10 protein-coding genes, 1 pseudogene and 1 riboswitch are annotated in these 11,445 nt (G+C 48.9%); of the genes and pseudogenes, 10 read left to right on the top strand and 1 reads right to left on the bottom strand.

The window, feature by feature from the left end; genetic code table 11:
• Positions 1–97: 97 nt before the first annotated feature.
• The 7 genes and pseudogenes from L5656_RS08065 to L5656_RS08100 all read left to right on the top strand — a co-directional run bounded on the left by L5656_RS08065 (position 98) and on the right by L5656_RS08100 (position 8,562).
• Positions 98–1,249, top strand: a complete 1,152-nt coding sequence (locus L5656_RS08065; RefSeq protein WP_297201588.1) for a helix-turn-helix transcriptional regulator — start codon at positions 98–100, stop codon at positions 1,247–1,249.
• Positions 1,221–3,074 (top strand): annotated as a pseudogene (locus tag L5656_RS11405) (ASKHA domain-containing protein). The gene L5656_RS08065 and the pseudogene L5656_RS11405 overlap by 29 nt, the downstream one beginning before the upstream one ends.
• Positions 3,071–3,952 carry a uroporphyrinogen decarboxylase family protein gene (locus L5656_RS08080; RefSeq protein WP_297201571.1) on the top strand — a complete coding sequence of 294 codons (882 nt, stop codon included), beginning with the start codon at positions 3,071–3,073 and terminating at the stop codon, positions 3,950–3,952. The pseudogene L5656_RS11405 and the gene L5656_RS08080 overlap by 4 nt, the downstream one beginning before the upstream one ends.
• Positions 3,953–4,048: 96 nt before the next feature.
• On the top strand, positions 4,049–4,747 hold the full coding sequence (locus L5656_RS08085) for a hypothetical protein (protein ID WP_297201573.1): 699 nt from the start codon (positions 4,049–4,051) through the stop codon (positions 4,745–4,747).
• Positions 4,748–4,750: 3 nt separating this feature from the next.
• Positions 4,751–4,894, bottom strand: a riboswitch (cyclic di-AMP (ydaO/yuaA leader).
• Positions 4,895–5,080: 186 nt separating this feature from the next.
• On the top strand, positions 5,081–5,623 hold the full coding sequence (gene hpt / locus L5656_RS08090; RefSeq protein WP_297201576.1) for a hypoxanthine phosphoribosyltransferase: 543 nt from the start codon (positions 5,081–5,083) through the stop codon (positions 5,621–5,623).
• 37 nt (positions 5,624–5,660) lie between these two features.
• Positions 5,661–7,187, top strand: a complete 1,527-nt coding sequence (guaA, locus tag L5656_RS08095; protein ID WP_297201577.1) for a glutamine-hydrolyzing GMP synthase — start codon at positions 5,661–5,663, stop codon at positions 7,185–7,187.
• Between the two features lie 82 nt (positions 7,188–7,269).
• The gene (locus L5656_RS08100) at positions 7,270–8,562 is read left to right on the top strand and encodes a DUF4829 domain-containing protein (RefSeq protein WP_297201579.1); all 1,293 of its coding nucleotides are present in this window, start codon (positions 7,270–7,272) and stop codon (positions 8,560–8,562) included.
• Positions 8,563–8,650: 88 nt separating this feature from the next.
• Here L5656_RS08100 and mntR read toward each other — a convergent pair whose 3' ends face one another.
• The gene (gene mntR, locus L5656_RS08105) at positions 8,651–9,142 is read right to left on the bottom strand and encodes a transcriptional regulator MntR (protein ID WP_297201580.1); all 492 of its coding nucleotides are present in this window, start codon (positions 9,140–9,142) and stop codon (positions 8,651–8,653) included.
• A 197-nt stretch (positions 9,143–9,339) separates the two neighbouring features.
• On the opposite strand from mntR, the gene L5656_RS08110 reads away from it, so the two are divergent.
• From L5656_RS08110 to L5656_RS11410, 3 genes are all read left to right on the top strand, one after another.
• Positions 9,340–9,609 (top strand): FeoA family protein, encoded by a 270-nt coding sequence (locus L5656_RS08110; protein ID WP_297201582.1) that lies wholly within the window; start codon positions 9,340–9,342, stop codon positions 9,607–9,609.
• A gap of 28 nt (positions 9,610–9,637) precedes the next feature.
• Positions 9,638–10,867: a ferrous iron transporter B gene (locus tag L5656_RS08115; RefSeq protein ID WP_297201584.1), complete on the top strand. Its 1,230-nt coding sequence runs from the start codon at positions 9,638–9,640 to the stop codon at positions 10,865–10,867.
• Positions 10,868–11,324: 457 nt separating this feature from the next.
• Positions 11,325–11,445, top strand: a 121-nt coding sequence (locus tag L5656_RS11410) for an integrase core domain-containing protein (RefSeq protein ID WP_366018137.1), incomplete at its 3' end; no start/stop codon positions are given.

The raw sequence follows: 11,445 nt of genomic DNA on the forward strand, positions 1-11,445 counted from the left end.
GGACAGGAGTTCCCCTTGAGAAGGCAGGCTAGCCTGAGCAAGAAAGCAAACAGATGACAATAATTTATTTATCCTTGTCCTTATACAACCTTTAAAAATAGCCGAATTTTTAGGTTTAAGCTCCCTACCCCGCCTGGTAATGGTTGCTGCGATAGATAGGTTCCCGGAACGCCCCGGGGGACTGTTAGAGGCAGAACGACAATATTTAAAGAACAGGGTGTGGCATATTTTAGAAAAGACGGCTTCCGAATGGCAGGGGTCCCTGGTAGTACCCGGCCTTAAGGAGGAGTTTCTCCTTTTGCTTCCTACTGAGCACCTGCCTGACCGCGCGGGGGTACGGGAGAAGGCCATATCTTTAGGCAAGAAATTATGCGAGAAGGTACGCGAGCTCACTCCTTTGACCATTACGGTAGGGGTTGGCCGACCGGTAATAGAAGTCGGGCAGCTCAGCCGCTCATATGCCGAGGCCGCAGCGGCTGCCGAGTACCGCCTGCTTTATGGGGGCGACCAGGTGATCCACGCCGATGATGTTACGGTACTACCCCGTTCCCGGGAACCCTTCGGCTCACCTGCTGAGCAGAACTTAGCCCTCGCCATACGGTTGGGAAATAAAGAGGCAGCTTGGCGACATCTTAGCCATATAATGGCGGAAGTCATTTTTAGGCAAGAGGTACGGCCTACAGTGCTTAAAGTAAAAATTTTAGAACTTATAAGTTTGGCTACCCGCTCGGCCTTGGAGGCAGGGGCTAATCCTGATGAGATTGCTGAAGTAATGCTTAGCGGGACCACCGAATTGGCTTCCGGGGAATCCTTAAACGACCTACAAGCCAAGGTTAAGGAAAAGATCGGGGTATTAGTAGATAAAGTAGTACAGGCGCGGGAACAGCGTAACACCAATTTAATAGATAGGGCTGTAAAGTTTATTAAAGAAAACTACCACCGCGATATCTCCCTGGAAGACGTGGCCCATCATGTTTATTTAAGTCCTTGTTATTTCAGCCGCCTTTTTAAGCAAGTACAAGGAGAAAATTTTATAGACTACCTTACCCGAGTGAGATTGGAGGTGGCTAAAGACCTCCTTTTGCATACCGATCTTTCCATAGCCGAAATAGCGGCTAGAGTAGGTTATAAGGACTACCGGTATTTTGGGCAGGTTTTCAAAAAAATAGAAGGCTACACGCCTACTATATTCCGTAAAAAGATGGGGGGGGAGGATAAAGGTGGTTCAGAAAATTGTTATAGATTTTGAACCTATAGGACGCCGGGTGGAAGCTACACCGGGCCAGACCGTTTTGGCTATAGCTCAGGGAGCGGGTTTCACTTTGGGGACCGGGGGAGTTTATTCTCCCTGTGGCGGAAAAGGTCTGTGCGGCCGGTGTAGGGTAAAGGTGAAGGGTGAGGGTTTATCTTCCTTGACTGAAGCTGAAAGCAGGGCGTTCACACCTCAGCAGATAGCCGAAGGTTATCGTTTAGCTTGCCAGGTAGTTCTTTATAGTTCGGCAAAAGTAGAGATCCCGCCAGAATCTATGGTAGGTATTCAAAAACTCCAGGTAGAAGGCCTGGATGTGGATGTCATGCCGGAACCTCCGGTGGTTCGGTACACCTTGATCACGGAGAAGACTAGTATAGAAAACCCGCGGCCGGTGTGGCAGCAAGTGGTCCAGAGGTTGGCTTCCGACTACAACCTTTCCCAGCTTCAGGTGGATATGGAGCTGGCCCGCCAGGAACCCCCTATGGCTAAAGCTCAAGGAGGCACAGTAACGGTAAAGGGGCGGGAAATTATTAACTGCTTTTTCCACCGGCCCGTACCTCCTCCTGTAGGCCTGGCGGTGGATCTGGGAACCACCAAAGTGGCCGGTTTTCTAGTCCACCTGGAAACAGGTGATACCTTGGCCAGCGAAGGTATCATGAACCCCCAAATTGCCTACGGAGAAGATGTGATGAGCCGGCTGGCCTACGCCCTTGAGGATTAGGACCATTATAACCGCATACACCAAGCTATCATTGAGGGCTTAAACCGCTTGGCCAAGGATTTGACCGCACGTGCAGGACTGGAAACTAAAGATATAGAAGAAGCGGTTATCGTGGGCAATACGGCTATGCATCACCTCCTTCTCCGTTTGCCTGTAGCCCAACTGGCCCGTGCACCTTATGTAGCAGCCGTTACTACTCCCGTGGAGATCAAGGCCCGTGACCTGGGTTTGAATTTTAGCCCTGGTGCTTATGTTTACCTTATGCCGGTTATTGCCGGGTTTGTAGGTGGAGACCATGTGGCCATGATCTTGGGAAGCCGGCTGGACAGGACGGACAAGGTAGTATTGGGTTTAGATATAGGGACCAATACGGAGATTGTGTTGAAATATAACGGCTGCATGCTTTCCTGTTCCTGTGCTTCAGGGCCGGCCTTTGAAGGTGCCCATATTCTTCATGGTATGCGCGCCGTGCAGGGAGCCATCCAAGCCGTACGCTTAAAAAATGGAGGTACTGAAGTAGAACTGGAGACCATAGGCGGGGCAGCTCCTTTGGGTATTTGTGGTTCGGGCATCTTAGATGCAGTGGCCGAATTGTACAGGACGGGAGTAATAGATACCCGTGGCCGGCTTGACCGCAAGCATCCCCGAGTCCGCGTTTTCGAAGGAAGACCGGCGGAGTTTCTCCTCGTACCGGCTTCGGAAAGCGGAACAGGTGAGGATATTGTGATCACCCAAAAGGATATTGGAGAGATCCTCCTGGCCAAAGCTGCTATAGCTACGGGGACCGAACTTTTACTTAAAAGTGCAGGTCTTAACGTAGAGGATATACAAGAGGTAGTGGTGGCCGGTGCCTTTGGTACCCATCTTAGGGTGGCGAGCGCCGTAGATATCGGTATGTTTCCTCGGCTCCCCCTCGAGTTTTTCCGCCAGGTTGGCAATGCTGCGGGCACCGGAGCTCGGGCAGCGTTAGTCTCTTTGGCCGAACGTCGGCGGGCGGAGGAGATAGCCGAGCAGGTAGGGTATCTAGAGCTGATGGTGCAGCCTTCCTTCCAGGAGACCTTTATTTCTTCCCTGAGTTTACCGGAGAGGAGTTCTCTATGACTAGAGCGGAAAGGGTATACCGTGCTTTGGAGCGCCAGCCCTTGGACCGGGTTCCCAAAGGGGAGTGGCAGCTCGCCCCGGGATTGGTAGCCAATCTATTGGGCAAACCGGCTCCAATTACATGGGAGGACGAAGTCGAGGCAAGAATACTTTTAGGGATGGACCTGGTGGGGTTGCCGGCCGGCGTTTCCCCCCAAGAACTGGGTGCTTTTAAGCGCTGGCGGGAGGATACCGATTTTTTCGTTTTCGCCCTGGTAGACGGCCCCTTCCAAAGGGCGGCCAGGAAGATGGATTTTACGGATTTCTTATGCCGAGTAGCTACCAGGGAACAAAGAATAATAGAACTTACCTGGGATGAGTCCCGGTGGGGCTTGGCAGAAGCCCTGAAAGCTGTAGAAGCCGGTGCCCACGGTGTAATTTTGGCCGATGATATAGCCTACGCCCGGGGCCTTTATATGAACCCTAAGCTGGTACGAGACATTTTTTTACCCCTCTGGGAGCAGCAGGTGGCTAAGCTAAGGGAAGATGAAATACCAGTTTTCTTCCATTCGGACGGCAATATTCAGGAGCTTTTGCCATATTTGGTGGAGGCCGGTTTTACGGGGGTTCACTCTTTAGAGCCGGGTAGTGGCATGGATATAAGTAAAATTAAAAAGGATTACGGTAGTAAACTTTGCTTAATGGGTAATTTCGACCTTGATTTTTTGATTAGGGCTTCGGAAAGTGAGATCGAGGAGGCGGTAAGGGAGCTTATGGCGGTAGCTTCGCCGGGAGGTGGCTTCATTTTTTCTACGAGCAGTGGCTGCTTGGGGGAAGAATTGCCAAAAGAGAAGGTTTTAGCCCTTTACCGGGCGGCCGAGCGTTGGGGGAAGTATTAGAAACATTTACCACTGTTGCTATGCTAGGCATAACCCCTCCTTGGGCCAATTAAGTATTTTATAAAAGGCTTACTCCCTTGGGAGGGGTGGATAGAATTGAAAGTTTTTTTATCGAAATTAAATCTTAAGACAGCCCTAGTGGTGCTGGCTTTGGTCTTAGCTGGTACCGGGGGCTATAATTTTTATTTGCAGGAGATAAAAGTAAACCCTGAGGAGTTGCTGGTCAAAGCCCTAGATACAACTCATGCCCTTAAAAGTTATCGTTTCTACCTTGAGGCCTTTCTGGAAACAGAGGGAGGACACATAGAAATAAGTAAAGTAAACGGAGAATGTGCATCTACAGGAGATTTACACCTTTGGGGTAAGATGACCGGCCAGGAGGTGGACATCTACCAGGTAAAGGATACTACCTACTTCAAAGACCCTGTCTCACAGCGGTGGATGGTTACTCCCGGAAACAATCCCTTACAGCAAGATATTTTTCTGGTAGAGGTCAATCCTTTATCTATCCTTAAAATAACTGAGGTAAAGGAGCTACAATATAAAGGGAGACAAAAGAACATGCCCGGCCGCCCTTATCTTTTATCTTTGAGACCCGAGATTAATAATGCCTTACTTAATGCTTACTGGCATAATTTTTCTTGCAACCTCTGGATTGACAGAAGAGAACCTTACATCCGCCAGGTAGATCTGGTGGCTGAACATCGCCAAAAGGCGGGGGATAGTCTGGTTATCAGGCTTCAGTTATATGATTTTAACAAACGGATCGATATAAAGCCACCCCAGCAAAAATAAAGGTCCACCCGGCTCTTACGCCTACGGGGTTAGCTGACGGGTGCGGGCCGAGTGCCTAGCCCTACCGCACGCGCGGTGCGGATTAACCCCTTTACTTTGGGTCCCCCGCTTTCTTCTACGGCCGAAGAAATTCGGCGGTAAGGGTGGAGGGAGAGGATTTTTTATTGGAGTTGATGGCCGATTTATATTTTATCACAGGCCTTTAAATATGTTAAGGCTTCTTTTCGATTTTAGCCCTCTTTCCTTTGAGACTTGCAGCAGGAATCTTTTTGTTCGTGGCGAAGTTAGCTTTGTCTACGGCTCATGTTAAAATTCTAAAGGGGGAATAAAAGTTTGCGCGAGGATATTGCAGAAGTCTTAGTTACAAGAGAACAGATAAAAAGAAGGGTTAAGGAATTGGGTGCGGCCATAAGCCGTGATTACGAAGGGAAAGATCTATTGGTAGTCGGTATTTTGAAAGGTGCTATAATTTTTTTGGCGGACCTGGTGCGCGAGATTACTATTCCCATCACCCTGGATTTTATGGCCGTGTCCAGTTACGGTAGCGGTACAAGCTCTTCGGGAGTAGTGCGCATACTTAAAGACCTGGAGGTTCCTGTAGAGGATAAACACGTGCTTATAGTAGAGGATATTGTGGATACCGGCCTAACTCTGAAATATCTTTTGGACAACCTCCGGGCGCGCCAGCCTTTAAGTTTAAAGTGCTGCACCATATTAGATAAACCTGAACGGCGCCTGGTAGACGTCCAGATAGATTATCGGGGCTTTTGCATTCCTGATTACTTTGTGGTAGGATACGGGCTGGACTATAATCAAAAGTATCGCCACTTGCCCGATATTTGCGTGCTAAAACCTGAAATTTACCGGGGTAGCTAGTTAAGACTAAATAAGAAGTGGGGTTGGAATTAGACCAATGGACCTGGTGTTGGTTTTGGATTTCGGAGGACAATACAACCAGCTTATCGCCCGCCGTATACGGGAATGCCATGTTTACTGCGAGATGATCCCTTATCACACTCCTTTAAAGGAGATTTTGGCCCGACAGCCTAAAGGTATTGTTTTTTCAGGGGGACCGGCCAGCGTGTATGCTCCCGGGGCTCCACGTATTGATCCGGCACTGTACGAAGCCGGGATCCCCATCTTGGGCATTTGTTACGGCATGCAGCTTATGGCCCACGATTTAGGGGGGAAGGTAGAGGAAGCCCAAGGGAAAGAATATGGTAAGACGATGGTGGAAATAGTGTCTGGGGATGCCTTGTTTGAAGGGCTCCCTTCTCCCATGCAATGTTGGATGAGCCACGGGGACTATATTAGCTCACCACCTCCTGGATTCCAGGTTACTGCCTGTTCGGAATATACTCCTGTGGCTGCCATGAGCGATCCCAGGCGCAAGCTTTACGGAGTTCAATTCCACCCGGAAGTCAAGCATACGCCTTTAGGGCAAGAGATATTGCGCCGCTTTCTATACAGGGTTTGCGGAGTAAAAGGAGACTGGACGGTCAGCTCCTTTATTGAAGAACAGGTGAAGGCTATCCGGGAAAAAGTGGGTAGCGGAAAAGCCATATGCGCTTTAAGCGGCGGAGTAGATTCTTCGGTGGCGGCAGCCTTGGTGCATAAGGCCATTGGCGACCAGCTGGTATGTATTTTTGTGAACCACGGTCTTTTGCGCCAGGGAGAAGCAGAGCAGGTCAGAGAAACTTTTGAGAAAACCTTTAACATGAATCTCGTTTACGTTGACGCAAGCCAGCGCTTTCTAAAGCGCCTTAAAGGTGTGTTAGACCCGGAAGAAAAGCGTAAGATCATTGGGGAGGAGTTTATTAGGGTTTTTGAAGAAGAGGCCCGTAAGCTCGGGAAGGTAGACTTTTTGGTTCAGGGGACCCTTTACCCCGACGTAATCGAGAGCGGGACGGAGACTGCTGCGGTAATTAAAACCCACCATAACGTGGGAGGCTTACCGGCGGATATGCAATTTGAGCTTATAGAACCCCTCCGGCTTCTTTTTAAAGATGAAGTACGCCGGGTAGGCCTCGAGCTGGGGTTGCCCGAAGAGATAGTCTGGCGTCACCCCTTCCCGGGTCCGGGATTGGCAGTACGCATCTTGGGGGAAGTAACGGAGGAAAAGCTGGGTATACTCCGCCAGGCCGATGCCATTGTACAGGAGGAGATCCGCCGGGCGGGCCTGTACCGCGACCTCTGGCAGTGTTTTGCCGTACTGCCTTCTATAAAAAGCGTAGGTGTTATGGGGGATGAGCGCACCTATGCTTATCCCATTATCGTCCGCGCAGTAGTTAGCGAAGATGCCATGACTGCTGACTGGGCTAGGTTACCCTACGAGGTTCTGGAGCGTATTTCTTCCCGGATTGTTAATGAAGTGCGCCAGGTTAACCGTGTGCTTTACGATATTACTTCCAAACCTCCGGCGACCATTGAATGGGAGTAAAGAAACCTGTATAAACTAGGGAGTAAAGGGGCCTAATGGGAAGTCCTGAACCAAGGTTTAGTCATTAAGGAGGGGATAAGGAGTGAGGCGCAAGGCCGGTATTGTACTGCTCTTGTGCCTGTTATCGTTTGCCCTCGTTTTAGCCCTGAGCCTTGCTCGGCCCCAGGTAACTACTGCTGCCAAGTACCCGGAATTTAAGGACGCTGTAATTGGATTAGAACTTTACGTAGAAGAGGGAACAGATGAGAAGATAAGGCTTGTAAATATTGATGATAAAAACATTGCCTCGAAGCTTATGTCTTATTTAGACCAGTCTCCCCATGCCCAGCCTCCGTCTGTTTGGCCGTGGAAGAAGTACTACTTAGTTTTTAAGGTTCAAGAGGCAGAAGAGGTGGCCCGCACCAGGGAATACGTTTATTTATTTAAGGATTTTGCACCCGAAGAGCCCGGGTATCTTGCTCTGGAGAATACATGGTATCAGGTGCCACCTCAATTTAACATCGTTCTGCTTTCCCTTACGGAGTACAAGAACGCAACTAGCGAAGTTGACCCTGATGATGTGGCTTTCCTGCGTCAGTACGGCTGGGAGGTCTTGTTTAAGGCTAACACTATGGAAGGCAAGCTGCCTGACGAGCTGGTACATAATGCCGGCGACTTCCCGGTTGTTATCTACTGGGCTTATAACAACGAACTCAGCAAGGACGTGGGGCTGGATATTACTCCTTACTTAGGTAAAGAGGTACGAGTTAATTTATATAAACTTGAGCAGCCTCTACCGGAATTCATGCACGGCTTTCGCTGGGCCGGGAGAGCGGTCATAGTTAAGGCTGAGAACCGCATAGTAGGAGCCTGGCTCGATGCTGGGAAAAATCAAGGCTTTGCTTGTTCCCTTAAAGGAAGAAGGCTGGAAGAGATAACCGGGAAATCATGGGGGGAGTGGCTAAAGGGGCTGATAAATACCGAGGACCCCTTGGAGAAACGGCTGTCTTCTTTAGGTCCGGAAGAGCTTATCCGTACCTTCTACCAAGCCGTGGGTAACGGGGATAAACGTACAGCCCATGCTGCTTTAAGCCGCCGCAATCTCCTGGACTATCTTTTCCGCAATATGGACAACAACCGCTTGTATAATCCTTCCTTTAGCGTAGTCGACAGGGATGGTCTGAACAATGTAGCGGCGGCCAAAATAGTAAGCATCCGGGAGCTCCCTCCCCAAGAAAAAGATACCCCGGAAATAAAGCGCTTCCAGGTAGCTGTTCATTTAACCTTTAGACGAGCCATAACGGCTGAAAGCGGAGTACAGGTTTTGTTTTTAACTTTACGCCAGGAGATACCCGGCATGGGCTGGCGGATAGACAGCATCGGTTTTGGCCCTTAAAGGTCGGCTTAAGCCTGGTGATTAAAGAGACTTGGGCGCGGTATAAACGGTTAACCTAGGGCTTGCGTTGTGCTTCTGCAGTCTATATTTAGAGCTTGCTGCGTTGGGAGAACCGGGTACAATATTCCTGGTAGGCCTTAAGCCATGTGGGGTGTTCCCGGAAAAAGTGGACTAAACGGCTGATACAAGTTAATGTTTCCTGGCTTACATTGTGCTCTATCCTTTCCGTATCTTCCAGTAGGTGGCTAGTTGCACCTATCATTTTTAGAAATTCGACCAGGGTATTATGCCTGGCCAGCAATCTTTTTCCCATTTGGTCACCCAACGGCGTTAGCTTAATAACGCCGTATTTTTCGTATATCAAGTAGTTTCCTTCAGCCAAGCGCTGGACCATTTTGGTGGCTGATGAAGGCTGTACGTTCAAGGCTGCTGCTAGTTCCTGGATACGGGTGTAACCGTTTTTTTCTGTAAGCCGGTATATCATTTCTAGATAATCTTCCATACTAGGCGTAAGGGCCCCTATTTCCTGCTCCAGGAGGGCATAGCCACGGTAAGTGCGAAATTGTTCTTCTTTGTGCAATTCCATCCCCACCTTTATAGACTCTTTTTAAGTTACATCCTAAAAACAGTATACGTTCCCGGTAGGTCATGAGGGCATTGAATTTAGGAGCGTCTAACTTTTTTAGAGGAGTCCAAAAGCGGGCTCCTTTCATATTATCTACCGAGGCCGACTTAAAGGCGATTTATAGGATGAGTTTTAGAGAGGAGGAAGCTAGGATGGCAGGTAATACAGGTTTCAGGGACAAGGCCTGCTCCTTGGCTGAGCTTCCGGAACGGACCAGGGGCACGGTTGTTAAGGTTTCCGGCAACGGGTTTTGGCACCGCCGGCTTCTAGAACTAGGGTTTACTCCGGGTACGGTAGTGGAAGTCGTACGGGCTAGCCTAACAGGGGACCCCGTAGCTTATCGGGTAAAGGGCACCACTGTCGCATTACGGAGAGAACAGGCTTCTCTGGTATTTGTCCAACCCTTTTATAGCCTTTCTTAGAAGATTTTTAAGGAGGTTTCTAGGTCACATGGCCTTACCTAAACTTACCCCTTTCTCCGTGCCGGGGGCTATTCGTACTATTTTTCCCTGTGCGGAGGAACCTTCCTATATAACGGTTGCCCTAGTGGGCAACCCCAATACAGGTAAGAGCACCCTTTTTAGCGCTTTGACTGGTCTGCGCCAGCATACCGGAAACTGGCCCGGTAAGACGGTAAGCCTTAGCCGGGGCGCATACAGGTATAAAGATAAACAGTTTTTGCTCATAGACCTGCCCGGTACTTATTCTTTACAACCCGGTTCTCCGGAAGAAGAAATAACGTGCGAGTTTCTCCTCAGAGACGACAGGCTTCATGTGGTGGTAGTAGTCGGTGACGCCACTGCCCTGGAGCGCAGCCTTTTACTAGCTCTACAAGTTATCAACTTAGGGAAAAAGGTTATTTTATGCGTCAACCTGATGGATGAGGCCGAGAAGCGGGGTTTGGAGATTGATATTAACGTTTTAAGTCGCGAATTAAAAATTCCGGTGGTGGCTACAACAGCCCGCAGCAGACGGGGGCTGGCTGAATTAAAAGAGGCTATTTACAATTTGGCAGGTAACTTTTGTGCTGGCGAACCTGAGCTATGCGCTGTTCACCGTTTAAACCAGGGTTGCTCTACAGGTGGTAAAACTACGTCGCTCCAGGATGTCGAAGCCCTCTACCGGCAAGCGGAAAGCTTAGTCAAAAAGGCAGTAACAAAAAGAGCGGAAGAGGGTATTCCGGTTCGAGACAGGTGGCTGGATAACATTCTCACCTCCAAGTGGGCCGGCTTGCCTGTTATGATGTTGCTTTTAGGGGGTGTATTCTGGGTTACTCTAGTAGGAGCTAATTATCCTTCAGAACTTCTGTCCAGGATATTTTTTTACTTGGAACAAAAATTGATTTTAGCCGTTGATTATTTAAATTTGCCGGCTTGGTTTCGGGGGGTGATGGTGGAGGGAGTTTACAGGACGACGGCTTGGGTAGTGGCGGTGATGCTGCCTCCTATGGCCATTTTTTTCCCTTGTTTTACTTTTCTAGAAGAGCTGGGGTATCTTCCTCGAGTGGCTTTTATCTTGGACGGTTTATTTAAGCTTGTAGGAACGTGTGGTAAACAGGCCTTAACTATGGGTATGGGTCTAGGTTGTAATGCCGCCGGGGTTACTGCCTGCCGTATAATCGATTCCCAAAGGGAGCGTTTGATAGCCATGCTGACGAACGTCAGCATTCCGAAACTGTAACCGGTAGCTAGCCCGGGTTGCCACAATCAAGTTCTAGCCGTAGGAAACGAGTAGACTTATTTTTCTATTAACCCTTGGAGAGGAAAGAAAGTAGCCAGCGGGGGAAGACCTTTCCCGGGTATTCCCTTACCTTAGACGGATTTTTCCTTGAAGATGAAATGATCAAGACTTTGCTCTTTGACTTAGCGGAAGAATACCCTTTCTTCGGATATAAGACACTGATCCGTTTACTTCAGTCAACATTTAGATTGATAATCAACAAGAAGAAGGTTTACCGGCTTTGCCAAGAGATGGACTTGCTTTTGCCCGTGGCAAGATATGTAAGCAACAACAGCGAAGACAAAATAGCTTTTGAAAAAGTCCTGGTTACACCTCCTAATACCCACTGAAATTTTGCACCAAACAAGGAATATTTCATGAACGGATTCCCATAAAGTCTCCGGAGCGAAATCCCCATATAGAAAGGTTTCACTGGACGTTTAAGGAAGAATTTGTCAATCTGTACGACTTTAGTGATTACAAAGCCTTTTTTGAGGGCACTGACAAGTACATTGAGTTTTACAACAATGAGAGGCCCC

The sequence above is a fragment of the Thermanaeromonas sp. genome, from assembly GCF_021890735.1.
Taxonomy (GTDB): Bacteria; Bacillota; DSM-521; order Neomoorellales; family Neomoorellaceae; genus Thermanaeromonas.

Coding starts and splice junctions, on each gene's coding strand:
- L5656_RS08080 (WP_297201571.1), top strand. CDS start 3,071: ATGACTAGAGCGGAAAGGGTATACCGTGCTTTGGAGCGCCAGCCCTTG.
- guaA (WP_297201577.1), top strand. CDS start 5,661: ATGGACCTGGTGTTGGTTTTGGATTTCGGAGGACAATACAACCAGCTT.
- L5656_RS08110 (WP_297201582.1), top strand. CDS start 9,340: ATGGCAGGTAATACAGGTTTCAGGGACAAGGCCTGCTCCTTGGCTGAG.
- L5656_RS08115 (WP_297201584.1), top strand. CDS start 9,638: ATGGCCTTACCTAAACTTACCCCTTTCTCCGTGCCGGGGGCTATTCGT.